Source organism: Streptomyces sp. NPDC001401 (assembly GCF_042895385.1).
Taxonomy (GTDB): domain Bacteria; phylum Actinomycetota; class Actinomycetes; order Streptomycetales; family Streptomycetaceae; genus Streptomyces.
Genome location: NZ_JBIAWI010000009.1, coordinates 1 through 25780 on the forward strand (window position 1 = coordinate 1; position 25780 = coordinate 25780).

General features: G+C 69.5%; 22 protein-coding genes and 2 pseudogenes. 13 read left to right on the forward strand and 11 right to left on the reverse strand.

The genetic code is table 11. The annotated features are described in order from the left end of the window. Positions 1–199 precede the first annotated feature (199 nt). Positions 200–409 (forward strand): hypothetical protein, encoded by a 210-nt coding sequence (locus ACFY10_RS27595; protein WP_390667889.1) that lies wholly within the window; start codon positions 200–202, stop codon positions 407–409. 1052 nt (positions 410–1461) lie between these two features. Next, positions 1462–3195, forward strand: a complete 1734-nt coding sequence (locus tag ACFY10_RS27600; protein WP_390667890.1) for an RICIN domain-containing protein — start codon at positions 1462–1464, stop codon at positions 3193–3195. A 352-nt stretch (positions 3196–3547) separates the two neighbouring features. Here the strand turns inward: ACFY10_RS27600 and ACFY10_RS27605 are convergent, their stop codons facing one another. Further along, on the reverse strand, positions 3548–6019 hold the full coding sequence (locus tag ACFY10_RS27605) for a non-reducing end alpha-L-arabinofuranosidase family hydrolase (protein ID WP_390667891.1): 2472 nt from the start codon (positions 6017–6019) through the stop codon (positions 3548–3550). A 76-nt stretch (positions 6020–6095) separates the two neighbouring features. Here ACFY10_RS27605 and ACFY10_RS27610 point away from each other — a divergent pair, with 76 nt between their 5' ends. Continuing rightward, the gene (locus ACFY10_RS27610) at positions 6096–6404 is read left to right on the forward strand and encodes a hypothetical protein (RefSeq protein ID WP_390668236.1); all 309 of its coding nucleotides are present in this window, start codon (positions 6096–6098) and stop codon (positions 6402–6404) included. Here ACFY10_RS27610 and ACFY10_RS27615 read toward each other — a convergent pair. Both ACFY10_RS27615 and ACFY10_RS27620 read right to left on the reverse strand, forming a co-directional pair. After that, the gene (locus ACFY10_RS27615) at positions 6295–7080 is read right to left on the reverse strand and encodes a hypothetical protein (protein ID WP_390667892.1); all 786 of its coding nucleotides are present in this window, start codon (positions 7078–7080) and stop codon (positions 6295–6297) included. The two genes, ACFY10_RS27610 and ACFY10_RS27615, sit on opposite strands and share 110 nt — an antisense overlap. Next, the gene (locus ACFY10_RS27620; RefSeq protein WP_390667893.1) at positions 7077–7607 is read right to left on the reverse strand and encodes a SigE family RNA polymerase sigma factor; all 531 of its coding nucleotides are present in this window, start codon (positions 7605–7607) and stop codon (positions 7077–7079) included. Before ACFY10_RS27620 ends, ACFY10_RS27615 begins: the two co-directional genes overlap by 4 nt. Before the next feature lie 146 nt (positions 7608–7753). On the opposite strand from ACFY10_RS27620, the gene ACFY10_RS27625 reads away from it, so the two are divergent. The 3 genes from ACFY10_RS27625 (at position 7754) to ACFY10_RS27635 (ending at position 13918) form a co-directional block, all read left to right on the forward strand. Continuing rightward, the gene (locus tag ACFY10_RS27625) at positions 7754–7939 is read left to right on the forward strand and encodes a hypothetical protein (protein WP_390667894.1); all 186 of its coding nucleotides are present in this window, start codon (positions 7754–7756) and stop codon (positions 7937–7939) included. A 162-nt stretch (positions 7940–8101) separates the two neighbouring features. Further along, a complete protein-coding gene (locus ACFY10_RS27630) occupies positions 8102–9877 on the forward strand; it encodes an LPXTG cell wall anchor domain-containing protein (protein ID WP_390667895.1) in 1776 nt (591 codons plus the stop codon). A gap of 300 nt (positions 9878–10177) precedes the next feature. Continuing rightward, entirely contained in the window at positions 10178–13918 is a 3741-nt protein-coding gene (locus ACFY10_RS27635; protein WP_390667896.1) for a hypothetical protein, read from the forward strand. Here the strand turns inward: ACFY10_RS27635 and ACFY10_RS27640 are convergent. From ACFY10_RS27640 to ACFY10_RS27650, 3 genes are all read right to left on the reverse strand, one after another. Beyond that, on the reverse strand, positions 13896–14543 hold the full coding sequence (locus tag ACFY10_RS27640) for a hypothetical protein (RefSeq protein ID WP_390667897.1): 648 nt from the start codon (positions 14541–14543) through the stop codon (positions 13896–13898). The two genes, ACFY10_RS27635 and ACFY10_RS27640, sit on opposite strands and share 23 nt — an antisense overlap. A 95-nt stretch (positions 14544–14638) precedes the next feature. Continuing rightward, on the reverse strand, positions 14639–15289 hold the full coding sequence (locus ACFY10_RS27645; protein ID WP_390667898.1) for a hypothetical protein: 651 nt from the start codon (positions 15287–15289) through the stop codon (positions 14639–14641). 65 nt (positions 15290–15354) lie between these two features. Beyond that, positions 15355–15768: a hypothetical protein gene (locus ACFY10_RS27650; RefSeq protein WP_390667899.1), complete on the reverse strand. Its 414-nt coding sequence runs from the start codon at positions 15766–15768 to the stop codon at positions 15355–15357. Between the two features lie 929 nt (positions 15769–16697). On the opposite strand from ACFY10_RS27650, the gene ACFY10_RS27655 reads away from it, so the two are divergent. Both ACFY10_RS27655 and ACFY10_RS27660 read left to right on the forward strand, forming a co-directional pair. Then, on the forward strand, positions 16698–17276 hold the full coding sequence (locus ACFY10_RS27655) for a substrate-binding domain-containing protein (RefSeq protein WP_390667900.1): 579 nt from the start codon (positions 16698–16700) through the stop codon (positions 17274–17276). Positions 17277–17350: 74 nt separating this feature from the next. Beyond that, a pseudogene (locus ACFY10_RS27660) lies at positions 17351–17701 on the forward strand (IS21 family transposase); the annotation flags it as partial. Positions 17702–17867: 166 nt separating this feature from the next. On the opposite strand, the gene ACFY10_RS27665 reads toward ACFY10_RS27660, so the two are convergent. Further along, positions 17868–19337, reverse strand: a complete 1470-nt coding sequence (locus ACFY10_RS27665) for an alginate lyase family protein (RefSeq protein WP_390667901.1) — start codon at positions 19335–19337, stop codon at positions 17868–17870. 122 nt (positions 19338–19459) lie between these two features. Between ACFY10_RS27665 and ACFY10_RS27670 the strand changes: the two genes are divergently transcribed. The 4 genes from ACFY10_RS27670 (at position 19460) to ACFY10_RS27685 (ending at position 21130) form a co-directional block, all read left to right on the forward strand. Then, positions 19460–19624 (forward strand): hypothetical protein, encoded by a 165-nt coding sequence (locus ACFY10_RS27670; RefSeq protein ID WP_390667902.1) that lies wholly within the window; start codon positions 19460–19462, stop codon positions 19622–19624. Continuing rightward, entirely contained in the window at positions 19621–19893 is a 273-nt protein-coding gene (locus tag ACFY10_RS27675) for a hypothetical protein (RefSeq protein ID WP_390667903.1), read from the forward strand. The genes ACFY10_RS27670 and ACFY10_RS27675 overlap by 4 nt, the downstream gene beginning before the upstream one ends. 41 nt (positions 19894–19934) lie before the next feature. Beyond that, positions 19935–20507 carry an amidohydrolase family protein gene (locus ACFY10_RS27680; protein WP_390667904.1) on the forward strand — a complete coding sequence of 191 codons (573 nt, stop codon included), beginning with the start codon at positions 19935–19937 and terminating at the stop codon, positions 20505–20507. An 86-nt stretch (positions 20508–20593) separates the two neighbouring features. Beyond that, on the forward strand, positions 20594–21130 hold the full coding sequence (locus ACFY10_RS27685) for a DinB family protein (RefSeq protein ID WP_390667905.1): 537 nt from the start codon (positions 20594–20596) through the stop codon (positions 21128–21130). A 156-nt stretch (positions 21131–21286) separates the two neighbouring features. Here the strand turns inward: ACFY10_RS27685 and ACFY10_RS27690 are convergent. The 4 genes and pseudogenes from ACFY10_RS27690 to ACFY10_RS27705 all read right to left on the reverse strand — a co-directional run. Further along, positions 21287–21553, reverse strand: a pseudogene (locus ACFY10_RS27690) (IS630 family transposase); the annotation flags it as partial. Positions 21554–22241: 688 nt separating this feature from the next. Then, entirely contained in the window at positions 22242–23285 is a 1044-nt protein-coding gene (locus ACFY10_RS27695) for a hypothetical protein (RefSeq protein ID WP_390667906.1), read from the reverse strand. Between the two features lie 85 nt (positions 23286–23370). Then, positions 23371–23688 carry a hypothetical protein gene (locus ACFY10_RS27700; RefSeq protein ID WP_390667907.1) on the reverse strand — a complete coding sequence of 106 codons (318 nt, stop codon included), beginning with the start codon at positions 23686–23688 and terminating at the stop codon, positions 23371–23373. Continuing rightward, a complete protein-coding gene (locus ACFY10_RS27705) occupies positions 23685–23828 on the reverse strand; it encodes a hypothetical protein (protein WP_390667908.1) in 144 nt (47 codons plus the stop codon). Before ACFY10_RS27705 ends, ACFY10_RS27700 begins: the two co-directional genes overlap by 4 nt. A gap of 371 nt (positions 23829–24199) precedes the next feature. On the opposite strand from ACFY10_RS27705, the gene ACFY10_RS27710 reads away from it, so the two are divergent. After that, complete coding sequence (locus tag ACFY10_RS27710) at positions 24200–25027, forward strand: ZIP family metal transporter (RefSeq protein ID WP_390667909.1); 828 nt, start codon at positions 24200–24202, stop codon at positions 25025–25027. The last annotated feature ends 753 nt before the right edge of the window (positions 25028–25780 follow it).

Here is a 25780-nt window from a genome sequence, read left to right on the forward strand (position 1 = left end):
GGCTCGGGCAGCAACGGCTCGATCAGCGACCACAGTTCGTCCGACACGATCCAGGGCCGCGACTGACGTTTCCCCACGACCAGACCAACGAGCGGACAAGCCAACAGTCACATGATCAACCGCTTCTGTTAGGACCTCTTAGTGACTACACTCGCCGGCGCCGTGATCGCGCGAGCCCACAGAGTAGAGGAACACGAAGATGCAGAATCCGTTCAGGGATGGCGGTCCGCTCGACATCGCCATGGGACTGCTCGGAATGCTGCTCTCGATCGCTCTCCTGTGGAAGGGCATACAGATGGCCCAGAACGGGAGCTCGTGGTGGTGGCCGCTGACGGCGGGCGCGATGGTCGTCCTCAGCCTGCACGGCCTGTACCGGCGCCGCCCGTCGAAACGACAGAGCAGGCCGTAGGCACGGCGCGCAAACCGGGTCTGTTGTGACGCCGAAACAGGCCCGCATTGCGCAAGCCCGTCCGACCCGCCTCCGCCCCGAATACTTCGGCCGCCGCTGAACCGCACTCCATGTGCTCCTGCAATCGCGCCCTTCCGGCCGGCTCTCGCTTCCAGAAGTCGCCTGCTCTTCAACCGCCCGGAGGACCTCCCAGCGCCTCTGAGTCGCCGGCGTGCCCATAGCGTGCCCTTAAGACCGGTCAACCACGGTCAACAGAGGTGCGATCCCGCCCCCTCGGGCGCAACCCCAGAGCGCATATGCCCAGGCCAGAAGCTATCCAGCTAGGCAAGCGCCGTCGCTTCCCAAGCTGAGAGCGCGAGTTCGATTCTCGTCACCCGCTCCATGATTAAGGCCCAGGTCAGAGACCCGGGCCTTTTTGCTGTGTGGGGTGATCAGCGGTCGCGTTTCCAGTACATGCCGTACCCCTCGCACAGGATGCCCAGGGCGAGGGTGTCGGAGATGCCGGCGGTCACGGGTGGGGTCCAGGATGGTGGGCTTCTCGTTGGGCGGCCAGGTGGTCCGCAAGCGCATCGGACCCGATCTCGCTCAGGGCCACAGGCTGCTGGATCGGCGAGCCCCCTGCCGGAGTGGGTCATCCACAGGGGTGTGGAAGGGCAGCACGGGAATGCCCTGCCGCAAGGTCGGCGAGGCGCTCGGAGCGGCCTTGCCGGGTCGGGATCTCGCTGCCGTCCCGCACCTTCCCCGACCAGCCATCAGGCGTTCGCCGCCGCCGGCGTCAGCCGTGCCGTGCTCCGCGGCGAACGGGAAGCGGTCAAGGCGAAAAAAATCTGTGGATCTTCGCGGCAACCTTTGCGGCCTCTGTGACCACTCAGTGTCGTCCGGCCAAGTGGTCCGGTCAGATGCAACGGCTGAAAGAGAGCACAGGCATGTCCCTGGAACGAGAGCACAGACATGTCCCCGGCCCACCCACGTCATCGGTGGCGTCCCCCGTCGGCGGGCACCGTGCCGACGGCGGCGCGCGCGGTGATCGCCCGAAGCATCGGGGCCGTCGGTTGCTCGCGCGTCGGGGTCTGTGGGCGGGTCTCGCCGTGGTGGTCGTGGCCGGCTCGGCCGTTGTGGTCAACCAGGCTTCGGCGCAGCAAAAAAGCCTGGATCTGAAGAAGTGGTACGTGCTGGTCAACCGCAACAGCGGCAAGGTGCTGGACGACCGCGCCTCCGCCAAGAACGACGGCGCGGCGGTGGTGCAGTGGAGCCGTCATGGCGGCGCCAACCAGCAGTGGCGGTTCATCGACTCGGGTGACGGGTACTACCGGCTGCAGAACCGGAACTCCGGCAAGGTGCTGGACGACCTCGGCTGGTCGAAGACCGCCGGCTCCGCCATCGTGCAGTGGAAAGACCTGAACGGCACCAACCAGCAGTTCAAACTGGCCAAGTCGCCGGACGGCTACGTGCGTTTGGTCAATCGCTTCAGTGGCATGGCCGTCGATGTCCACAACGCCGCCAAAGCCAACGGGAGCGGTGTCGTCCAGAACCGCGACCGGGGCGGCGCCGATCAGCAGTGGCAACTCGTCCCGGCCGGGAGCGTCGGCAGCTCCGGTACGCCCACCGCGCCGAGCGGCAGCGTTCCCACCAGCCCGGCTCCTAGCAGCTCGCACCCGTCGTCGACGCCGTCGTCCACGCCGTCTCCCGTGGCCGGTGGCGGCAGCTCGACGACACGATTCATGGGCAGCAGCACGGTGCTCATCGGCGGCTCGATGTCCGACGCCTCGGCGGCCGCCGCGCCGTTCGACGTGCGGTACGCCTATGTGCACAGCCAGCCCGCGCCCTCGTCGGACTACTACACGGCAGCGAAGTGCCACGACGACTGGTCGGGTTGGTGGGGCTGCTGGAACGGCAGCACCACGGCGCCCGGCACGTACGTGACCTGGCGGGACGACGTGGTGTCCCAGGCGACGTACAAGGGCAGCTCGCGTCCGCAGAAGATGCTGTGGACCTGGTACTCGTTGCGCGACCTCGGCGATGCGGCGGGCGAGGGCGACGGTCCGGGTGAGGTCAAGGCCATCAACCGGACCGACCTGCTCACCCGCTACCTGAACGACTACCGCTTCTTCCTCCAGAAGATCGGCAAGACGCAGGCCGCGATCGACCTCGAGCCCGACTTCTGGGGCTACGTCCGCTCGCTCGGCGATCCGCACCAGGTTCCCGCACAGGTGAAGAGCGCCAATCCGACGGACTGCGGATCGCAGGAGAACAGCGCCACCGGGCTCGCCCAGTGCCTGATCTCGATGGCGCACAAGTACGCGCCGAACGCCGAGGCGGGGATGCACCTCTCCTGCTTCGACTGGCAGACCAACACGCAGGCCTGCGTCAAGTCCTACGAGAGCTTCGGGGCGAAGAACGCCGACTTCCTGGCCACCGATGTCTCGGACCGCGACGCGGGCTGGTACGCACAGCCGGCCCACGGCGGCAGTGACCACTTCTGGAACGACCAGAAGGCCGCCGCCGCGCTGCAGTTCTACAAGACGATGTCCGAGTCTGTGGGCAAGCCAGTCGTCCTGTGGCAGATCCCCGTGGGCAACATGGCGCAGAACAACACCCTCAACCATTACAAGGACGACAAGGTCGACTGGTTCTTCGCACACATGGACCAGGTGGCGAACGCCCATGTCGCCGGCCTGTTCTTCGGTCCAGGGCAGCAGGAACAGACCTCGGTCGAGACCGACGGCGGAAACCTGATCAACAAGACGATCGCGTACCACAACTCGGGCGGTACAGCACTCAAGTAGACGAAGCTGACGAATGCGCCCCCATCTCTTCGGTGGGGGCGCATTTCGTCATCTTCGTCGGGCTGAGGCCTTCTCCGGTCGGCGCCGGCCATGCCGCCGTCGGTGCGGGCGCCGATCGAGGCAGCCTTGGCGAAGGGGATGATCGTGCTGACGCAGGACCAGGAGCCCACCCATCAGCCCGACAAGCCTCGCCGAGCCTCCGCCTGGTCCCCAAACGATGGGAACCCCAGCCGGCGCACGGCTGGGGTTCCTCGAGGCGGTGAGCAGCGGTCAGCGGGTGGAGGTGCCCACGCCGTAGACCGCTCGTCTACGCGCCGGTGCACCCGATCGCCATCACCGTGGATCAGGCGGGTCAGCGCTGCAGGGTGAGGACACCCGGCCGCCACGGCAGTCGGTCGTAGGGGCCGGTCGCGGTGGGGGACTTGCCCTGGTAGAGGAACTGCAGGTGGCAGGGGTCGATGGTCATGGTCTGGTCGGGGTTGTCGCGGACCAGGTCACCGTGGCTGATGTCATTGGTCCAGGTGGCACCGCTGTTGGCCTTGCCCGCGAAGGGGTTGCTCTCGCCGGCGGCCTGCGGGGTCCAGGAACCACTCAGGCTGGAGGCGGTGAACGAGCGGAAGTAGCGCTGCTCGTTCGCACCCCGAGCCTCGACGATCATGAGGTACTGGTTCTGGCCCTGGACCTTGTAGACCTGCGGCGCCTCGAACAGGTTCTTCGTCGAATCGCTCATGACCGTCGTGTACGACGAGCCGAAGTTGCCCGGGAAGTTCCCGATCGGCATGCTCGCCCGGTAGATCTTGCCGTTGTCGCCGGCGAAGAACAGGTACATGTTCTGGCCGTCGGCGATCAGGGTCTGGTCGATCGGGCCGGTGGCGGATTCGGTGCGGGGGATGCTGCCGGTGAACAGCGGCTGCGGCGCGGACCAGCCGTTGGGGTTGGTGGGGTCGCTCGACGTGCGGTAGACGAAGGGCGACGCGCCCCACTGGGACGCCAGCACCCAGATGTTCTTGGGCGCGAAGTAGAACAGTGTGGGCGCCACCGCTTTCTGGCCCATGCCGGTCTGGCCGGCCGACACCATGTCCGCCCAGTTCGTGAAGGGCTTGAACATCATCGAGCCGTACGACGATCCCGACACGCTCGACGCGTAGACCAGGTGCTTGCCGTTGTACGTCACGGTGGTGAAGTCCTTCACCGCGTCCCACCCGTTCGCCGGCTGCGCCAGCGGACCGGTCGAGCTCCACCGGTACGTCGACGGAAGAGCACACGTGGCGCCCGTCCGCGTGGGCGTTGTCGAGGCCGACGTCGACGTCCTGAAGTTCCAGCGCTGGTTGGCGCCGCCGCCGTTGGAGTCCCAGATCTGGACGGGGGTGCCGTTGGCGGTCTTGCCGCCGGGGGTCTCCAGGGCTCGGCCGCCGGCGACGTTGGTCAGGGTGTAGGAGCCGTCGCTGTTCCGGGCGGCCTTCCAGTGCTGGTTGGCGCCGCCGTTGGAGTCCCAGACCTGCGTCTTCGTACCGTTGCCGGTCTGGTTCCCCGGCTCGTCCAGGACCCGGCCGCTGGCGATGTTGGTCAGCGTGTAGGAGCCGTCGCCGTTCTTGGTGGCCCGCCACTGCTGGTTGGCGGCACCGCTGGCGTCCCACACCTGGAGCGGGGTGCCGTTGCCGTTGTATCCCGCGGGCTCGTCGAGAACGCGTCCGGCGGCCGCGTTGGAGAGCGTGTAGACGGTGCCGGAGGTGATGTCCCCGGCCGTCGTACCGCCGCCCGCCGTGCCCCCGCCGCTGCTGCCGCCCAGGGTGGTGAGTACCGCGTCGTAGGCGGGCTTCTTGTTACCACTGTTGTCGAACAGCAGCGGGTTCTCACCGGTGCGCCAGGAGTCGCTGTCGCGGATGCCCCACACCGTGATGCCGGTGCAGCGAGCGACGTTGAGGCAGTCCTGCACGGTGTTGGCGTACGCGGTGGCGGACGCCTGGGCGATGTCGAGTTCGGTGATCTGTACGTCCACGCCGAGCGCGGCGAACTTGGACAGCGTGGTCTGGAAGCCGGCCGGCGGGCCGCCGGCGCCGAAGTGGCTCTGGAAGCCGACGCAGTCGATGGGCACACCGCGGGACTTGAAGTCCTTGACCATCGCGTAGACGCCCTGCGTCTTGGCGTCGGTCCAGTTCTCGATGTTGTAGTCGTTGTAGCAGAGCTTGGCGGAGGGGTCGGCGTTCCGGGCCGTGCGGAAGGCTTCCTCGATGAAGCCGTTGCCCAGCACGTCCTGGAAGACCGAGCTGCGGTGCTGACCGCTGCCGCCGTCGGCGAACGCCTCGTTGACCACGTCCCAGGCGTAGATCTTGCCCTTGTAGTGGGTCATCTCGGTGGTGATGTGGTTGTCCATCACACTGCGCAGGGTGTTGGCGTCGGTGATGGACTTGACCCAGCCGGGCAGTTGGGAGTGCCAGACCAGGGTGTGGCCGCGCATGCGCTGGCCGTGCGCGGCGGCGTGGCCCACGATCGCGTCGGCCGGGCTGAAGTTGAAGTTCCCGCGGGAGGGTTCGACGGTGTCCCACTTCATCTCGTTCTCCGGGGTGATCATGTTGAACTCCCGGTCGAGAATGGTGGAGTACGTCGAGTCGCCGAGCCTGCCCGAGGACACTGCCGTGCCGAAGTAGCGGCCGCTGCCGGTCGCCGCGGCGGCCAGGGTCGGTGTGCGGGCCTCCGGCGTGCGTGCGGCCAGCGCGACCAGCGGTACGGCGGCACCCGCGGCGGCGAGGACCACGGCGGCGGCGAGCACGCGGCGGGTAGCCGGACGGCGGCGATGAGAGCGGTTCTGATCTGACAACGGCATGTCCTTCTGGCACAGCGGGCCTTGATCCGGACCCGGTTACCTGCCAGTTGCCGCCACGCACACAAAGGTTGCCGCGATCGGGGGAAGAGTCTTCACGGCCGCTGTCACCGTCCGCACCCAGTTCCACGGCGACCCGCCGGCCACCATGGAGGCCACCTACGCCGACGGGACCGACGTCGGCCCGGCCGACTGGACCCCGTACCAGCAGTGCGGGTACTTGTTCTCCCATCGAGCTGTGCGGCAAGGGGACTCGTCCCCTTGCCGCACAGCGGCGTTCACCGGGTCGGGACGAATCCTCCCCGGACGGACGCGGAGCCGCCCGAGCCCTGCGCGTCGACGCGGTAGGCGTCGCCTGAGGCACGGCGCACGCCGGTGCCGTTGTTGAACTGGGCGGCAAACTCATAGCTCGCGGCCGGCACGGTCAGGCCCGGCTTGAGGACCCAGCGGTAGACCAGCATGCCGTCGGCCTCCCGGGTGGTGATGGTGAAGTCATCGCTCGGCAGGGTCTGCCAGGTGCCGGTGATCTTCACCCCGCCGGTCTGCACGATCCGGATCTCGATCGTGAGCGAGGTGAGCGGCTGGGTCGTCTTGAGGGCGAGGTTGCTCTGCGTCCAGTAGACGGTGCTGCCCGGGTCCAACGAGCCGGCCGACCACAGCGGCCCGTTCTGGCTCTCGCCGGCGGTCGGCGAGGGACTGGTGGCCGGCGGAGTCGGGCGCGCGCTGCCCGGGGTGGTGGCCGGGGCCGGCGCGACGGGGGTGGGGCGGGCCGATGTCGGGTGCGGGGAGCTGACGGTCGGGGACGGGGTGGCAGGCGCGGTCACGGTGGCCGGCGGCGACGAGTGCGCGACGATGGCGGCGACGGCCAGGCCGCCGGTCGCCAGCATGCCGGTGGCGGCGAGCCCGGCGAGTGCGACCCTGGTCCCGGACCTCGCGAACGGCCGCGCGCGGTGACGGACGGCGGGGCCGGCCATGCCGCGTTGCACCCGGGCCAGCATCCGCGCGCGGTCGGGCCGGTGGGCCTCGGCGGCCTCGCGCAGCTGACGGGCGATCTCGTCGTTCACCGGTTCCTCCTCCCTGCCACCAGGTCCCCGGCCGCTCGTGCGCCCAGTATCCTTTCCAGCTCGGCCATTCCCTTCGAGGTCTGGCTCTTCACCGTGCCGACCGAGATGCCCAGCGCTGCCGCCGTGTCCTTCTCCGACAGGTCGAAGGCGTGCCGCAGCACCACGCAGGCACGCTTGCGGAAGGGCAGCCGGGCGAGCGCCGCGCGGACGTCCAGTACGGCCGCCATGTCCGGCCCCTCCACCTTCTCGGGGCTGCGGGACCAGAACAGCGTGATCCGGCGTCGCTCGCGCACCGCGCTGCGGATCCGTCCCCGCGCCAGGTTGGCCACCACACCGCGGGCGTAGGCGAGCGGGTGGTCGGCCTGCCGCAACCGGTCCCAGCGCTGCCACAGGGCGACCAGGGCATCCGCCGCGAGGTCGTCCGCCGCGTCGGTCTCGCCGGTCAGGAGGTGTGCCAGACGTGCGAGTTCGGCATAGTGGCGTTCGAAGAATTCGTGGAACTCCGCGGACGCGTCGTCGAGGAGCATCCCTCCGTCGCCCTCTCCTGGCGATGATGTGCACGTTAGTTGCATATTTAACAACAGGGGGCGCAGCCTAACAGTGCCCGGCCCGGGATTCGAACGGCGGTCGTGCTCGGTTGCGGACCGGTGAAGGCTGTCCGGCGGGCTGGTCAATGCCGGGCGAACCGGACGCCCGTCGGCTGCGCGACGTCCGGCTGCACGGCGGCGCCGTCGACGGTCAACTGCTCCCCAGCCGCCCCAAGGGAATGCCCGTGACCAGTCGGCGGCTGCGCGGTTGCGGCACGGCGTGCTTCGGCGCCCTCATGCCGCAGGACGAGAAGGTGCCGCCCCGACGCTGATTTCCGGGCGACCGCCGCACGCACGAAGGGAATCTGAAGAACATCGGATTCGGCGGCAACCTTTCCGTCCCGAACGGCCACTTCGGGGTGCACCCACCACGGCGAGCCGCAGTCAGCGGCGCCACGCCATACGTATCAACGCCCTCCGATCGGGAGCCCCACGTGTCACCTGACGACCCGACAACCACCGAGCAGCCGACGCCTCGGGACCGTGCGCACCGCCGTAGCCGAACGCGCCGCCGCATCGTGGCGGGGGCGGTGGCGGCCCTGGTGTCCGTGGCCGGCGCGGGCTCCCTGGCGCTCAGCGCGCACGCAGCGCCGGCTGTCGCCGTCACCGTCGATGCAGGAACCTCGCTGGGCACGGTGCCCAGCACCGGGGTCGGCCTCAACACCGCGGTCTACGACACCTACATGAACGACCCCTCGGCGGCGTCGCTGATGAAGGCGGCCGGGGTCCGGCAGCTGCGCTTCCCCGGCGGCTCGGTCGCGGACGCCTACCACTGGAAGTCCCACACCGTCACCGGCGGCAGCTGGGCGGCCCCCGGTACCGACTTCGACCACTTCATGGCCACCGCGAAGAAGGTCGGCGCCCAGCCGATCATCACCGCCAACTACGGTTCCGGCACGGCCCAGGAGGCCGCCGACTGGGTCAAGTACGCCAATGTCGACAAGGGCTACGGCGTGAAGTACTGGGAGATTGGCAACGAGGTCTCCGGCAACGGGTACTACGGCAGCAAATGGGAGGTCGACAACCACGCCGACAAAAGCCCGAGGGAGTACGCGAAGAACCTCCTCGCCTACGCGAGGGCGATGAAGGCCGTGGACCCGAAGGTGAAGATCGGGGCGGTGCTCAACACTCCGGGTTCCTGGCCGGACGGGGTGAAGGCTTCCGGCGACGACGCCGACTGGAACAACACCGTGCTCTCCATCGCGGGCAAGTCGATCGACTTCGTGATCATCCACTGGTACCCGGGCGGTTCCAGCACGGCCGCCCTCCTGAACAGCCCCGCCAGGATCGCCGGCGTCACCTCCGCAGCGCGCTCGCTGATCAGCAAATACGCAGGCTCGCACGCCGCCTCGGTGAAGATCGCGGTCACCGAGACCTCCAGCGCCCAGTCGCCGTCCCAGACCAGCCAGGCCGCGGCGCTGTTCGCGCCGGACACGTACATGAACTGGCTCGAGCAGGGGGCCGTCAACGTCGACTGGTGGGATCTGCACAACGGGCCGGACAAGGCCACGACTGTCAACGGCCAGACCGACTACCAGGACGGGGGCGTGCTCTCCGTCGGAGGCTGCTCCGGCGGGACCTGCGAACCGGCCCGCGAGACGCCCTTCCCCACCTACTGGGGCATCCGCTCGCTGACCGCACTCGCGCAGCCCGGCGACACCATGGTCAAGGCGTCCTCGGCCAACCCGTCGGTCGCCGTGCACGCGGTACGCGCCGCCAACGCCGGCCTGAACGTCATGCTGATCAACAAGAACCCGCAGAACACGGCGCAGGTGTCGCTCTCCTACAGGGGATACACCCCGGCCCCGGGAACGGTCAGGACCGTTTCGTACACCCAGGGCGGCACCGCCCTGGCCACGGCGACGCGGGGTACGGCGGCCGCACAGACGCTGCCCCCGTACTCGATCACGACTCTCCGGCTGAAGCCCGCGTCGGCGGCCTCCCGCGCCGAAGCCCCGTCTCCCGCCCCCACTGCGACCACCGCTGCGCCGGTCGCCTCCGCCTCCGGCAGCATCGGCACCCGAGCGCAGGCGTCGGCGGCCGGGGTGCCCGTCGGCCGGACGGACCGGAGCGACCCGGCCGGCGGCCTGGCTTCCACCGGGTTGGGCAGCACCGTCACCTACAGCGCCCTCGGTGGCCTGCTGGCCGTCGCCGCCGGCTCCGTACTGGTGCTTCGCAGGCGCCGCAGCAGGGGCTCGCACGCCAGGTGAACCCCTGCTGCGCCGGAGGTCGGTGTCGACGGCACAGGAAACCGCGCGCGGCGATGACCTCCCCACCCGGCCGTCTCCTCCTCGTCCTCGGCTGAGTCGAGGACGAGGAGAAGGGGCTTCGCACACGGGTCGGAGGCATGGGACCACTGCCTCCGGCTCGGGTCTCCAAGCCCTCGGCCGTCAGGCGGCGGTCACCTGTCCGTCGTTCACAGGAAACCTGGATGTCATCCGGGTATCCGTAGGGTCGTCATGGGAATGTCAACGATGACATCCGCGTCAGGTGTACGGAGGTGCGTTGTCATGGGGCGGCCCGAGAGACCGGTGGACCCGCAGTCCGGTCCCGTGCAGCGGCTCGCGCACGAGTTGCGGGAGCTGCGGAAGGCTGCCGGGAGTCCCTCGTACCGGTCGATGGCGAAGGCGGCGGGTTTCTCGGCGACCGCTCTGTCAGTGGCTGCCGCCGGTGAACGGCTTCCGTCTCTCGCCGTGGTCCAGGGTTATGTGCGCGCCTGCGGGGGCGATCCCGCCGGGTGGGAGGTGCGCTGGAAGGCTGCCGAGGCGGAGGCGAACCAGGCGGCCCCGGCGGAGGACATGGAGGGCGCGCCGTCGCCGTATCGCGGGCTGGCCCGGTTCGAGCCGGACGACCGGCATGTGTTCTTCGGCCGGGACCGGATGGTCGACGAAGTCGGGCACCTGGTGTGCGAGCACCGGTTCGCGGTGCTGTTCGGAGCCTCGGGGAGCGGGAAGTCGTCCTTGCTGCGGGCGGGGCTGATCCCGCGGCTGCGGGAGGAGATCGCGGCGCGCGGTTGCCCGGCCACGCTGCGGATCCTCACTCCGGGAGCCCTGCCGGCCACGACGTACGGACAGCTGCTGAGCCCCGCCGAGGACGAGCCGGAGGGATGGGTGGTGGTGGACCAGTTCGAGGAGGTCTTCACCCTCTGCCGCGACCCGCAGGAACGTTCCCGCTTCGTCGATCTGCTGCTCGCCGCCCGCGACCCGGACAGCAGGCTGCGCGTGCTCATCGCCGTACGCGCCGACTTCTACGCCCGCTGCGCCGAGCACCGGGGCCTGGCGGACGCGCTGCGCGGCGCCGGGCTGCTGCTCGGCCCGATGACGGCGGAGGAGCTGCGGGAGGCGGTGGTCGGACCGGCGCAGGCGGCCGGGTACCGCGTGGAGCGGACGCTGACCGCCCGTCTGCTGGAGGAGGTCCAGGGCGAACCCGGCGGGCTGCCGATGCTCTCGCACGTGCTGCTGGAGACCTGGCGCCGCCGCAAGAGCCGGCTGCTCACTCTCGCCGGTTACGAGGCCGCCGGCGGGGTGCGCGGCGCCATCGCGGCGACCGCGGAGGAGGTGTACGGCGGCCTGTCCCCGGCCCAGGCGGGTGCCGCCCGGCGTCTGCTGCTGCGGATGATCGAGCCGGGTCAGGGCACCCCCGACACCCGCCGCCCGCTCGGCCGGATCGAGCTGGAGGAGTGGGCGGACGCGGATGTGCGGGTGGTGGTGGAGCGGCTGACCCGGGCCCGGCTGCTGACCGCCGACGAGGACGGCGTCCAGCTCGCCCACGAGGCCCTGATCACCTGCTGGCCCCGGCTGCACGGCTGGGTCGAGGAGGACCGGGAGCGGTTGCGGGACCAGCGGATGCTCGCGGACGCGGCCCGCACCTGGCTGGAGCACGACCGCGACCCGGGCGACCTGTACCGGGGCAACCGGCTGGCCCGCGCGGAGGAGCTGTTCCCGGACCCTGCGGCCGATCTCGCGCTGACGGCGACGGAGCGGGACTTTCTGACCGCCGCGCTGGACGCCCGGGCGGCGGAGCGCCGGGCCACCGCCCGGACCGTCCGCAGGCACCGCATCCTGACCGTGTCGCTGTCCGCTGTCCTGGCGGTGGCGCTGCTGACGGCCCTCGCCGTCTGGCAGGCCTATGCCGACAACGAGCGCCGGCGCACCCAGGAAGCGGCCCGTCAGGTCGCCGACGTGGCAGACGCGCTGCGCACCACCGACCCACACACCGCGCTGCTGCTGGGCGCGGCTGCCTGGCGCGTCGCCGAGCTGCCCGAGACCCGCCGCGCCCTGCTCGGCTCCCTCGCCCAGCAGGAGACGGACGCCTTCACCGACCCCGTGCCCGGCGATTCCGCCTGGCGTTCCCTCTCCGCCTCCGGCCGCACCCTGCTGAGCCCCGTCGACCGCACCTGGCGCACCTGGGACGTCAGAACGCACCGGCGCACCGGCTCGGGCCGGCTGCCGGACGGCATGGTCCTCGGGGCGAGCCCGGACACCCGGGTGCTCGTGGTCAGCGGCCACGACGGGATACGGCTGTGGGACACCGCCACCGGGCACTGGACCGGCGGCCCCGACCCGCTGCCGCAGTTCACCGATGTCCGCTTCACCCGCGACGACCGCGCCTTCCTGAGCACCGAGGGCGACCGGGTGCGGCTGCGCTCGGTCACGGACGGCCGCGTGCTGTTCGAGGCCCCGGCACCGGGTGTGACGGTCACGGCGCTCAGCGCGGACGGACGGCGCGCGGCCGTCTGCTCCGGCGGACAGGCCCCGCAGCTGTGGGACATACCCGGTCACCGTGCCCTGTCCGGGACCTGGCAGAAGGACCACATCTGCGACGAGGACACGAACACGACCGTTCTTGCGCTCGGCGAGGACCGGCTGGCCGCCGCCACCGGCACCGGGCTGCGGGTCTGGGACACCGGGACCGGCAAGCGGATCGCCGACTTCGCCGACAACGGCGTGAACCACGCCTCCTTCAGTCCGGACGGCGCCTTCCTGGCGACGGCCGACCACGAGGAGATCCGGGTGTGGCGGCTGGCGGCCCCCGAAGTGCCAGTCTTCCGGCACTCCCTGAACAACCAGCGCCCCTACAGCGGCCTGGCCTGGGACCCGGACGGCCGCACCTTGCGCTACCTGGAGGGCACCACCGTCCACACCCTCGACCTCGGCCCGGCGGTCACCCGGGCCTGGCACGGCATCCCGCTGGACGCCGTCGGCTTCAGCCCTGACGGCCGTACCTATGCCACGGCCGAGCGATCCGGCGACCGGTACATCTTCCGGCTGCGCGCCACCGCCGACGACCGGCTGACAAGCACCCTGCCCCCGGTCGACGTGCCCGTCTTCCGCGATCCCGCCCCGGTGATCCCCGTCGCCCCTCTGCCCCTGCTGGCGTTCAGCCCGGACGGCACGGCGCTCGCGTACGGTGTCTCGGCGCCCGGCCAGGAGGTCGTCTCACAGTCCTTCACGGTGTGGGACATCGCCCGCCACCGCGTCCGCTCCACCATGGTTTTGGCCGGCGACCCGGTGGTGAAGATCGCTCTAGGACCCGGTGGACGCACCCTGTACGCCGCCCGCTCCCCTCTCCGGCCCGGCGGCGACCTGTACGGCGAGGTGTGGGACACGGCGGCTCGCCGCAGGAATGCTGTGCTGCCCGGCCTGGCCAGCGTCCACCTGGCCGTCCGCCCGGACGGCGGGCTGCTGGTCGGTGACGGACGGCTCGCCCGGCTGCCGTCGGCCAAGGTCACCAGCCGCGACCTGGTGCAGGGCGAGCACGTGGGCGCGGTGGGGTTCTCGGCCGACGGCTCCGTGCTCGCGGTCGGCGACGACATGGGGCGGGTCGCCCTGTGGGACAGGACAGCACACCGGCGTGCGGGTGTGCTGCGCGACGTCTTCCCGGCGCCGCTCGGTGACCGCCCGGAGGCCGTGAACGCGCTGGCGTTCAGTCCCGACGGCCGGACGCTGGCGGTGGGCGGCGACGCCGGCAGCCTGCAGCTGTGGGACGTGGCGACCCGCCAGCCCCTCGGCACCCCGCTGACCACACCCGGCGACGCCACCGCGTCCCTGGCCTTCTCACCCGACGGCACGACCCTGTACGCGGGCGGTGCACACGTCCCGCTCCAGCGGTACGCCGTCGATCCCGGACGGGCGATCGCGCGGGTCTGCGCCCGGGCGGGCACCGACCTGACGCGGGAACAGTGGCGGACGTATGTGCCGCAAGCGCCTTATCGGCGGGCGTGCGGGGTCAGTGGGGGAGCCGGGGGGTGATCTTCCGGGCCAGCGCCACGAGACGGTCGGCGGCCTTCGCCCCGCCTGTCTCCGCGAGGGTGAGCACCCAGGTCTTGGAACCCACGCGCCACACCACGTAGGCGACGTTCTGCCGTGGCTGCAGCACCACCACCGTCTCGCGGAAGGCGGCCTGTCCCAGTCCGGTGACCTCGGTGACCTTCACGTCGCGCATGCCCGCCGACGCGGGGTCGCGGACCAGGTTGTGCGAGGCGGAGACCTCGGCGTTGTAGGAGCGTGCGGACGGGGTGAGGGTCAGCAGGTTCATCCCGTCGCCGGAGGCGTAGCTGCATGAGTCCGGAGCGGTGCCGTTGCCGGGTGCGAGGCGGGGAGCCTGCTTCGGGTCGGTCAGCATCTGCCGGGCGGCGGACCGGTCGAGGACGGCGCACAGGCGGGAAGGCGGCAGGGTCTTGGGCGAGGACGTGACGGAAGGGGCGACGGCGGGGCCGGGCGAGGCGGTCGTCACCTGAGCCGCACCGGCGTGGGAGGCTCCGGAGGCGGCAGGGGATGCGCTGCCCGGGGAGCAGGAGGCCAGCAGAGCGCACAGGAGGGCGGCGGCCGCGGGAGCGACGGTGCGGGGGAGACGGCGGAGAGGGCGCGGGTCCATGGCCGGGGTTCCTCACGAGGTCGGAGGTCGAACGGGAAGGGGGCCCGGCCCCGGTGAAGGTGCAGAAACACCGGGGCCGGGCCGGCTTGGGGGCGTCAGTTCCAGATGTTGTACGTGCCGTAGTCGTTGACCCTGAGGTTGGCCGTCCACGAGCCCCACTCGTAGTTGCCGTCCCACCAGTACCGCTCCTGGCCACCGCCGCAGCTGGAGTGGTCGGTGCGGAAGGCGCCGACGAAGGTGCCCTTCGTCCAGCGGCGCTCCACGACCTGGATCGGCTGGGCGTACTGCCCCGGCCTCAGGTCCGTGCTGAAGCTGAAGGTGGTGGACGTGGAGCCGTTGCGCCCGTAGGAGGGGGTGATGCTGGCCAGCACCTGGTTGAGCCACGGGACGGGGTTGCTGACGCTGACGCCGACCGACCACTGCCAGCCCGTGGTGTTCGAGTGGTCCCAGCGGTAGCCGCAGTTGGGTGCGTTCGGGGGGCAGCGGAAGGTGGGTCCGCGCCACACCCAGTCCTGGAAGGTGTTGGCGGCCTGGGTCTGTCCCTTGGCCCAGGTGGTGTCGCCCTTGCGGATGTCGTAGCCGTCCGGCTTCCAGCACCAGGTGTCCGCCGAGGCGGAGCCGGGCGAGGCCAGCAGGAGGAGCGGGGCGAGACCCAGGCTCAGCACCGGCGCCAGCCAGCGGCGGTGCTTGCTCTTCTTGGTCACTGTGGGCGCTGCTTCGGGGGTCGTCAGAGCGTGGGGGCGCACTTGGGTGGCTCCTTGCGGGGAATGAAGGGGGGAGAGGGTCCGGTGGTGCGAGCGGTGTGCGGCGGTCAGTGCCGGTTGACGACGATCAGGTGGTACTGGTCCTGGGTCGAGTTCCAGTCGCCCCACCAGTCGTCGTTCTGGCTCCAGCCCTCGCAGTTGCCGGCGCGGTAGGCCGTCAGCGAGACCTGGTCGCTGTTGGAGAACCACACGCTCGGGTAGTAGCTCGTGTTGTGGGGCTCGCTGCCCGTGAGGCAGCGGTTCCACCGGTGGCCGTTGGGCTCGGTGACGCTGATACGCCAGCTGTGCGCGTCCACGCTGTGGTTGGAGATCGCGACGCAGGCGGTGAAGACGGGGGAGTTGCAGTGGGGGCCGGGGACGGGGACGGCACTGGCCTCACCGGCGGACAGGGTCAGCGACCCTCCCGCGAGGGCGGTCACGGCCAGGGCGCCGGCGATTCTCTTACGGAGTGAACGGGACATGGCCCCGCTCCCTTCTGTCCGGTTGGGTTCAGGCACAACCGAATCTCGGGGACGCGCGGTTGATCAGACAGTCAAATCCAGGGAGTAATCAATTACTCCACGAGATGATCAAATTCCGAGCCGCTCAATCAATGAAGGCCCGATTGATCGTGCTGGTGCTGGGCGGGACCGGTTGTCCGGCAGGCGCGAAGGCGGGTTCGCAGACCGCGCGGACGGAGACGATCGGCTTGTCGGCCTGCATCTTCGCCGAGGCAGAGAGCAACCTCCGGTTCTCCCGGACCCCGGCTGACCAGCAGCAGCGACCCACCTACGACCAGAGCCCGCACGCCCGAGCCGTGGAACCCGGCACGCACCCGACGCGACAGCGAGGCCGCCGGTTGCCCACACCTCGCCCGACAAGCCGAAACAGGCCGCCGGATGAACCGGCGAGCCCACGGCAGATCGAGGCCGGTGCCTTCAACTCCAGAAGCCGGAAAACGCGCCAGGCCGCGCATCTTGTCAAACATTGAACGGACTCCTGCAGTCCGGTTGAGATGGGAGTGGGACAGCTCCCGCACCCTCATGTCATCCGCCTCAGCGAGCGACGCGGCTGCGCCGGCGAGGTGGGTACGGTGCCAGGCCGAGAGCGAACCGCAGACGTGTTGCGTGTCGCAGCCGAGCGGTGTGAGGTCGTACATCCCGAACTGTGGCCGTTTCAGGGAGCCGCTCGTCTGCATGCGGCGCACGAGCTGGGCCATGGCGTGGGCACCTGTCCACGGAAGCGGAGTTGATGCCGGTAAGGCGCATGGGGAGTGCTGCCGGACGGTCCGGGACGACACCGTGGCCCGCCGCCCGAACTGCGTACTGTCTGTCGGTGGCGCAGCTCTCCGAGGCCGAGCGCGAGCAGCTCCAGGCGAAGGGCATTCCGTTCGTCGTCTTCGATCCGGCCTGTGAACTGCCGGACGACGTCCCCCTCGTCGGCGCCACCAACTGGTCAGGACCTGCTGTGCTGCGCTGCCCGGCTGGACGGCTACCGCTCGGCGCTGCAGGCTGCCGGTCTGCCGGCCGATCCGGACCTCGTGGTCCACGCCAAGCTCACCCGGGAGGACGGCTGTGCCGCGGCGCACGACCTGCTGTCCCGGCCCAACCGCCCCGCGGCGCTCTTCGCCGCGAACGACCTCCTGGCGCTCGGGGTCTGCCAGGCCGCGCGCGAAGCCGGCCTGCGCATCCCCGAGGACCTGAGCGTGGTCGGTTTCGACGACCTGACGGCGGTCTCCTGGGTGGACCCGCCATTGACCACCGTCCACCAGCCGCTGACCGAGATGGCCATCGCGGCGACCGAACTCGCGCTGACCCTCGGCCGCGGTGAGCAGGCACCCCGGACCGGGCTGGAGATCGCGTCCCTCACCGTACGGAGAGCATGGCGCCACCGAAGGACTGATGGCTCCACCGCGCGGAATGAGCAGGAGACGAATGCCCAGTCCGTCACCCTCCGGAGCCTTCAACGATCACAACAACCTTCGCCGTGAACGGCAGGGGGAGGTGACCATCGGGGCGACCTGGATACTCGTCGGCGTCAGACTGATCGACCACGTGGCACTGAGAGGAGTCGGTGGTTCGCTCGCAGGGCAAGATCCGTGCGGACGTGGTGCACAAGAGGATCGTCGCGATGGGCTTCGCGGGCGGGGAACGCACCACCCGCCGCACGGTCGCCGAGGCGAAACCCCAGTACCGGGCCGGACGGCGTCGTATCTACCGGCCGTGGGTGACCGAGCCGGGCTTGTGGTTGCAGTACCACTGGGGCGACGGGCCGCTGATCAAGGGCCGCAAGACCACGCTGTGATGCGCGTGGCCGGCCTGGTCCCGTTTTCGCGTGGTGATCCCCGTGTGGGACAAGGCGCTGCCCACAATCACCGCCCGTCTGGATGCGGCTTTGCGACGGATCGGCGGGGCTGCCGGGCCCCACCCCGGCAGCCCCGCTCACACCCGGTCAAGAGTTTTTGACAGCTGTACCGGTTCTCTGTTCCGTTCCCGCTGGGCACTGGATCTCGCGGCAGCGCACGGCGCGTGCAGTGAGCCCGACTGCGGTCAGTCACCGGATTTTTGCGTCACCGCGGGTGTCACTCGGCGTCGTGGCGGGCCTGGCCGCGGCGGCGGAGCAGCAGGAGGCCGCCGGCTATCGCGGTGACGCCGGTCGCGGCCGTCCACAGAGCGAGGTCCGAGGTACCGGTGGCGGCCAGGTCCTTGCCGCTCTTTCCGCCCCGGGTGCTGACGTCCCCGGAGGACTGCCCGGCCGGGGACTTGGATGAACCGGAAGTTCCGGACTTGGCGGCGGCCGACTTCGAGGGGGACGGTGAGGCCGACGCCTCGGCCGCGGTGGCCTTGTCCCGGGTGTACGCCAGTGTGCCGAAGCCGAGTTCGTCGAATCCGCCGCTGTTCGGGCCGTAGTCGCCGCCGCCTCCCTCGGGCCCGCTGCGGGCCACCATCTCGCCGGTGTTCGGCATGGCCATGCCGCGCCTGTTGGCGTAGTGGTTGTAGACCCGCGCCCAGACCGGGCGCCCACCGCCACGGCCGCCTTCGGAGATGACGGTCTCCTCCGTGTTCAAGCAGTGCACGCCGTTTGTCCAGGTGTAGGTGGTGTAGGGCACCTCGTGGCCGAGGTTGTACCGGGCGACGTACTCGCACGCCTTGCGGAACTTGGAGTCCTCCGCGCCGTAGAGGTCGACGCCCTGGTTCCAGGCCATCTCGCAGATGGTGCCCATCAGGCCGATGCCCAACAGGCTGTGGCCCTGGTCGCGCCCGCTCTCCTGCCACTGGGCCAGGCCGTTGCCGTAGACGTGGGGGATCGCCTTGTCCAGCGCGCCGTTGCCTGCGCCGTGGTGGAAGTAGTCGACCGTCTCGTTGAACTTGGCCCGGTCGTCGCAGAGGATCCCGATGGCCATGATCGAGGCCATCGAGCACAGGTCCCAGTTCGCCCAGTAGTGGCCGATGCAATTGGTCTTGCGGTATATGAAGTCGCGGTTCGTCGGATAGAAGCAGTTGACCATCATGTCCTGGAAACGGGCCAGGTCGAAGCCGGGGTAGCCGCGCATGAGCTCGCCGACGTTGGCGAACTGGTACCCCTGGATGCCCGCCATGAGCACGACTTCGGAACCTCCGCCGATGCCCTTCAGCGTCCCCGACCAGGCGTTGCAGATGTCCCGTGCGGTGTCGGCGTGTGCGGTGTCGCCGGTGATCTTCCAGCGCAGCGCGTTCTGGTAGGCGGCGTGGATGTCGTTGTAGAGAACCCAGTAGTTCTGGACGCCGCTCCCTCCCCGGATCGCGGTCGTCAGCGGGTTGGGCCGCCATGTGCTCTGCGAGTGACGGTTGGCGGTGAGCCTGGCGAAACCCGCCGTGTAGGGGGCGGCGCCCGCCTTCACCTTGGCGGCCATGCGCTCGAGATCGGCCTGGGTGTGGAGCATCCCGGGGTGCGCGAAGGATGTGCGCGCCGCCGTCGCGGGGGAAGCGGCCACGCCCGTGCCGATACCGACCGCGCCGGTCGCCGCTCCCGCGGCCTTGAGCATGGTGCGTCGGCTGATCTGAAGTGTCACCGTGTCGTTCCTCGGGCTCTTGTGGGGACAGTGCCTGCGTAGGGAGACGTGATACGGAGCGGGCGATAACACAAAAGTGGGCACCACCGATGAAAGGCAGGTGGTCTTGACAGTCCTCCGTCATGGGACTCGGCGTCCCCCGGACGCATCTGGACGGGCAGGTCGACGATGGCGGACGCTCCCAGGAACACCCCGTGGGCCGGCAACTCCAGGTGGAGACACACGGCCTCGATGTCATCCGCGACGCGGAGCGCCAGTGCACCGAAGGGAGACGCCCGGAGGAATGAGGGGGCGTCTGGACTTGCACGACTATCGGGCAAGGTGCTCCCTGTCGCCTACCCCTTACGCCGTTCAAAACTGGACCACCAGCCCGTCGTACGCCCTCGACGCCACCAACGGCCGGTTCCTGGCCTCGGTGCCGGTGGCGATCGTCGTGGCGGGCCTGTGCTTCTCGGCCTGGGGGAAATGGGGCCGCCGCGCCGCCTTCTTCCGCGGTGCCATCGGCGAAAACCCTGCCGGCCTCGACCCGGCGGCCGCGCTCGCCCAGGCCGGCTGATTCCTCCTCAGCACCCGCACCCCCTCCACGTCAGGAGCACGATGACCATCTCCGCCGACCTCGTCTTCGTCAACGGGACCGTCCGCACCATGGACCCGGCCCTCCCCCGTACGGACACGGTCGCCGTACGGAACGGCCGGATCGTCGGCCTGGGGTGCGCCGACACCGACGAACTCGTCGACGCCCGCACCGAGATGGTCGACCTGAACGGCGGCACCCTGATCCCGGGTTTCCAGGACGCCCACATCCACGCCGTGCACGGGGGTCTCGAACTGGCCAAGTGCGACCTGACCGGGTCGACCGACGTGGGGGAGTATCTGCGGCGCATCGGTGCCTACGCCGAGGCGCACCCCTCCGTGGAGTGGATCACGGGCGGCGGCTGGTCGCTGGAGGCGTTCCCCGGCGGGCTGCCCACCGCCGCGCTGCTGGACAAGGTCGTGCCCGATCGGCCGGTCTTCCTCCCCAACCGTGACCACCATGGCGCCTGGGTCAACTCCCGCGCACTGGCCCTGGCCTACCTGGCCACTCGCGGGCGTGGATGGCCACTCTCGTTGCGGCATCGAGCGATGAGTTCCGATACGAACAGAGGTCTTCTTGGGCGGACGTGCTCGTGAGGCGCCGGTAGAGGCGCCGCCCAGTCCTCGGATCGTGGGCACGTACAAACTCGACCAAGCTTGATGACCGCTAAGGAGGCTCCAGCGTGAGCGACATTGTGGTCCAGAAGATCGTCCGGCCTGAGCGCGCAGTATCGGGCCCGTGGCTGGAGGTGATCGCCTCGAATCTCGATTACCACCGAGCGACCTTCTTGTGGAAGTGCGAGGGCCTCTCGGATGCACAACTGCGGCTACGTCCTGTGCGGTCGTCGGCGTTGACCCTGCTGGGGCTCATGCGCCATCTGCAGGGGGTTGAGCGTGCCTGGTTCCAGCGGACGTTGGCGGGCACGACGCCTCGCTTCTTCCGCTATCGGACCTACGTCACCGCTGACGGTGGCGAGTGGTACGACGAGTCGGACGCTACGCCGGCCAGGGACGTCTACGAGGACTACCTGAAGGCGTGCGAGGAGTCGCGGCAGGTATTCGCGAAGGTGACCGTCGACCTCGCGCGTATCGTGCCGAATCCGGAGTTCGGAGACACCGATGTGCGGTTCGTCCTTGAGCACGTGATCGAGGAGTACGCCCGGCACGTCGGCCATGCGGATCTCCTCCGCGAGGCCATCGATGGCGCCACCGGCGAGTAGCCGACTGCTGCGCCCCACGAAGCATGCCTCGGCCCAGCATGCGACGAATCGCTACCGTACTGACCAGCTACCGCTGAGCAAAATGGCCAACCACCCGTGAGCACGGGCTGGTCACCAGGGGTCCTGCGACCGCCCCTGGCCACATATCGCTGGCGGTCACACCGCCGTGGCGAGGGGCCGACCGTCCCAGCGGATGCCCTCCTCGCTGCGGATGCGGGCGCGTTCCTTGGGTTCGGCTGCCAGAACGTCCCGGTGGCGGGCGTTGGCGTTCCGCCACCGCAGGTAGGCGTGCAACGCCTGGGTCTGCACGGTGTGGTTGGGGTAGTTCGAGTTGGCGATGGTGAACTGCCTCAGCGGTCCGAAGTGGGCTTCGATGGGGTTGGCCCACGAGGCGTAGGTCGGGGTGAAGCACAACTCGACCTCGATGAGGGCGAGGATCCGCTGCTGCGGGCCACGCGGTTCACGCTGTGCTTGCTGGCCGAGCGTATCGAGCAGTTGACTGTACAGATCCGGGAGCTCCAGCGGTGTCTGTCCCAGCTGCTCGAGCGGCACTTCCCGCCGACCTGCATAGGGTTGGCGCGGAGCGCCTCAGACTGTCACGTCGGCGAGAACCTAGCATCCGCGCTGGGCCGTACGGTGAGTGGGTATCTGGCCAAGGCACCGTTCACCGGCCGCCTGGCCCGGCTGAAGTTGTCTACCGGGTGGCGCTGACCGGCCGCGATGCATGCATCCTCGCCCCTGAGCTGCGTAAATGAGTCTTTCATCGTCTTTCGGGATCGTGCGGCGCTACGCAGTCGATTCTCCCCAGGGGCTCCCCAGGACCGCTCGTACTCCCCAAATTCTCCCCAGCGCACGCGCCGATCAGGGGGTGGGCCGGGCGGCGCCCATGTGTAGGGGACGGCTGCCGGCAGCTGCGACGAGTCACTGCTGCGAGGCTGCCCACGAGTGCCGCGATGAGACACGCCGCCCACACCACCCGGGCCCTTGAAGGGCCTCGAACAGCTCGATCTCGCTCGCGTCCACAGGTCCTCCGCGAGCGTCTCGAAGAAGTGCGACTGCTCCTTCTGCCGTCCCGAGGCGTTCGACCGGTTGGCATGGCCAGTTGCCCTGTTCAGGTGTCGGTCTTCGGTGCGGCAGACAGGAGAGTGTTTCGGATCTTGTGGGCGAAGTCCTGCATAGATCGCTGTTCGGCGTCGTGGACGGATGGGGCGTCGATGACGGTGTCGACCAGGCGCACGGCTTGCTGGATGACCGTTCCTCGGTGGGCGTAGGCGTCGAGGAGGGCGTCGACGTTCGGCTGGGTGGCCATGGTGCGGGTACTGCTGTGGGCGGTCGCGGGGGCCGAGGCGGCTTTCGAACTTCGAGCATGGTCGGGCGGGGCCGGGGCCGGGGCGTGGACGGCCATGCTCTTCTGACTGAATGTCAGCAAGCGGATGTGCTGGTACTTCTCGTCGGTGGTGCTGCCGTCCCACTCGCCGCGTGGCTCGGTGAACGGCACAGTCATCACATGATCGAACAGCTCGATGTCACGTGGTGCGATGTGCCAGGAGAGCTTATGTCCCGCGATGTTGAGGTGCAGCAGCTTCCAGCCGGGTTCGTCGACGCCGGTTGCCGCGGTCAGGAAGGCGTTGTGGTGGTGAAGGGAGGCGAGCCAGCCGAGGAGATGGGCGCGTTCGCGGTATACGCCGACCCGCTTGGTCTCGACGTCTGCGAGTCGCACATGGAGTTCGGCGGCCTGCCTGGCGGCTTGCTCTACAAGCGCGGCCACCAGGTCGTCGGCAGGATCGGTGGACTGGTGGGGCGCGGTGCGGGCGTGCTGTCTGGCGTCGTGGGAGCCGTAGCGGTGGTGCGCCTGGTCGAGTTGCTCGTGCAGCCGGTCACGTTCGGCGTACAGGGCGTCGAGGGCGTCACTGGTGATCGTGTTGATGCTGTGGCGGTGGGTCAGGGTGTGCTGGTCCTGGTGGGGTCTGGGGGTTTGGAGGTCGAGATCTGCGACAAGCTCGTCGAAGCGGTCGCGTTCGGCGGCGAGAAACGCGGCCTCGTCCTGAGCGGGGGTGCCGCTCACGGTGGCGCGGTCGCGGGGACTCATGCGGTAAACGATGGTGTAGCCGGTGGACAGGCACAGCAGGCTGACGATGAGCAGGGACGGGATCATGGCTTTGCTCCGGTGATGTTCGCGGCGCATGGGGGACGGGCGAGCGGGGCAGTGGCGCCTGCGGCGAGAAGGAGGCGAACTGCGGTTATTCGGCGGCCTTTTGACAGGGGTGGGTGCGCATGCTGCCGTCGCGCTTGGGCTGGAAGGCCCGTCCGCAGCCTGGGCAGGGGAGCGGATTGTCGCCGGGTTCGATCAAGGCCGCGATGTCGGTGTCGAGGTCGAGCCAGACCAAGAGGGTGACCAGCGCGTCGGCTTCGAGTGAATGGCCGTTGGTGATCCGGCTGAACGTGGCCGGAGCGAGCCGTGTCTGCTGGGCGACACCGCGCCAGGTGAGGCCGAGTTCCCGGCGTCGGGTGTCGAGACGGCGGTGGAGTTGGGGGACGTCCAGGCGGTGGGTGCTCACGAGGTGCGCCTCCCAGCTGGGATGCCTGCGCGCTCGGCGATGTCGGTGCTGAGCGTGGCGCTTCGGATGCAGTTCCTGACGAGGGTGCGTCTCTCGTCCAGCCGGTCGCGGCTGCCGACAACGAGGAAGTCGGTGTGCATGGACGTGTGTCTCCTGTGGGTTCGGGGCCCGGTCGGGGGCTCGTCCAAGGAGAGGCCGGCGGGGTGGGAGGGATTACGCAAAATCGGAGAGATTTTTTTCCGGGGTATGTAAGGGGGAGTGGTTGGACGGCATGACCACCGCACGAACGCGAGGCCCGCTACGACGAGGACCCGTTCGACTACCCCTCGCCCGCACTGCTCGGTGGGCGGGCGCTGGGGCAACGCCGTACGACCGCCCGGGAGCTGGGGGTCGACCTTGACGTAATGACTTCGCCAAGCTTTGTCGAGGACCCCCTTCGGGGCTTGTTAGGCAAGCCTTGCCTCCCTTAGGTTCTGGGCGCTTCCTGTGCACGACAGACCGGAGAGTCCCCATGTCCAGCGCGAACGTCGCCCTGCTCGGCGCCATCGCAGGCTTCACCATCTACCTCGGCCTCCCCCTCGGTCGCCTTCGCACACCCACTCCCCGCCTCAGGGCGGGACTCAACGCCGTGGCCATCGGCATCCTGGTCTTCCTCGTCTGGGACGTACTGACCCATGCCTGGGAGCCGATCGACGGGGCGCTGACCGAGCACGACTGGGGAACCGTCGCCTCGGGCGGGATCACACTGATCGCCGGCCTGACGATCGGACTGGCCGGACTCGTGCACTACGACAGCTGGATCGCCCGTCGGCGTGCCGCCTCCTCGCGGCCTGCCGGGCCCGGTGCCGCAGCCAGCGTCGAGCTGGCCCCGAAGACCCGCAGTCAGGCTGCCTCGCTGGCGCTGATGATCGCCACCGGCATCGGCCTGCACAACTTCGCCGAGGGCCTCGCCATCGGCAACTCCGCCGCCCAGGGGGAGCTGTCCCTCGCCGTCCTGCTGATCATCGGGTTCGGCCTGCACAACGCGACCGAGGGCTTCGGCATCGTCGCGCCCCTGGCCGCCGAGGGTGAACGCCCGTCCTGGCCGACGCTGTTGCTGCTCGGCGTGATCGGCGGCGGCCCCACGTTCCTCGGCACACTCGTCGGCCAGCACCTGGTCAACGACACCCTGTCGATCGCCTTCCTCGGCCTCGCCGCCGGCTCGATCCTCTACGTCGTCATCGAACTGCTGGCAGTCGCCCGCAAGGCCGGGCTGAAGACACTCACCACCTGGTGCATCCTCCTCGGCCTGCTGCTCGGCTTCGCGACGGACGCCGTCGTTACGGCGGCAGGTGCCTGAATCGAGCACTGCCTGAAACCGCGCCGTCAGCAACGGACTCATCGAACACGCCCTAGCGGAAAAGGTGGCTGGGGCGGGCATGTGCCGACACATGGTGAGAAGTCGGTTCAGCACCCTCGACGGCGGAAAGTGGCTGGTCAACGTGCGTGGTGACTTCACGCGCGCACGGATCTCGACCACGGCGAAACCCGCCTTCGCGCGTGAGGTCGCCGCACTGGGCGGGGTCCAGGGATGCGACGTAGCGCCCCTGGTACCAATGCCCGCAACCATGTTCGTCATGGCGCTGTGTGCCACGGTGAGCGGCGGTGGTGTCCTTGGTGAACAGGCGTCTGGAAGGGTGGGCGGCGGCCGTCGCCTGAGCGGCGGTGGGGGCGACGGCCGCCGACGCGAGGACCCACCGTCACCAGGTGTGGGTGGCTCGCATGGCATCGTCCTTACGGCCTTTGGGGCATGGGGGGAGCTACGCCCCATCCCGAACCGGCTGCAAGGACGAGGGGCGAGCGCCGGGGCCTCCTGATGGATGAGGGCAGGGGCCCCGGGCCGACTGGGGTTGTGCGATGTTGGTGACGCGCTCAGCAGATTACGTCTGAGCTGGGCGTCGGCAGCTGGCGACAGGGCAAGGCATCTGGATGACTTTGCGGTGAGTGTCGGATGGGCCCGTGTCCAAGACCGGCCCTGTTCGTTGCTCTGCCGGGACCGGTTGGGATGATGTTCTGGCTCCGCATGTCCCGGCAACATTGCTCGGTGCGGATG

Excerpts from the sequence above, each read along its gene's own strand:
- ACFY10_RS27625 (WP_390667894.1), top strand. The coding sequence starts at position 7,754 with ATGCCGGGCGAACCGGACGCCCGTCGGCTGCGCGACGTCCGGCTGCAC.
- ACFY10_RS27680 (WP_390667904.1), top strand. The coding sequence starts at position 19,935 with ATGACCATCTCCGCCGACCTCGTCTTCGTCAACGGGACCGTCCGCACC.
- ACFY10_RS27640 (WP_390667897.1), bottom strand. The coding sequence starts at position 14,543 with ATGGACCCGCGCCCTCTCCGCCGTCTCCCCCGCACCGTCGCTCCCGCG.
- ACFY10_RS27710 (WP_390667909.1), top strand. The coding sequence starts at position 24,200 with ATGTCCAGCGCGAACGTCGCCCTGCTCGGCGCCATCGCAGGCTTCACC.
- ACFY10_RS27675 (WP_390667903.1), top strand. The coding sequence starts at position 19,621 with ATGAGGGGGCGTCTGGACTTGCACGACTATCGGGCAAGGTGCTCCCTG.
- ACFY10_RS27695 (WP_390667906.1), bottom strand. The coding sequence starts at position 23,285 with ATGATCCCGTCCCTGCTCATCGTCAGCCTGCTGTGCCTGTCCACCGGC.
- ACFY10_RS27705 (WP_390667908.1), bottom strand. The coding sequence starts at position 23,828 with ATGCACACCGACTTCCTCGTTGTCGGCAGCCGCGACCGGCTGGACGAG.
- ACFY10_RS27605 (WP_390667891.1), bottom strand. The coding sequence starts at position 6,019 with ATGCCGTTGTCAGATCAGAACCGCTCTCATCGCCGCCGTCCGGCTACC.
- ACFY10_RS27620 (WP_390667893.1), bottom strand. The coding sequence starts at position 7,607 with ATGCTCCTCGACGACGCGTCCGCGGAGTTCCACGAATTCTTCGAACGC.
- ACFY10_RS27635 (WP_390667896.1), top strand. The coding sequence starts at position 10,178 with ATGGGGCGGCCCGAGAGACCGGTGGACCCGCAGTCCGGTCCCGTGCAG.
- ACFY10_RS27670 (WP_390667902.1), top strand. The coding sequence starts at position 19,460 with ATGGGACTCGGCGTCCCCCGGACGCATCTGGACGGGCAGGTCGACGAT.
- ACFY10_RS27650 (WP_390667899.1), bottom strand. The coding sequence starts at position 15,768 with ATGTCCCGTTCACTCCGTAAGAGAATCGCCGGCGCCCTGGCCGTGACC.
- ACFY10_RS27595 (WP_390667889.1), top strand. The coding sequence starts at position 200 with ATGCAGAATCCGTTCAGGGATGGCGGTCCGCTCGACATCGCCATGGGA.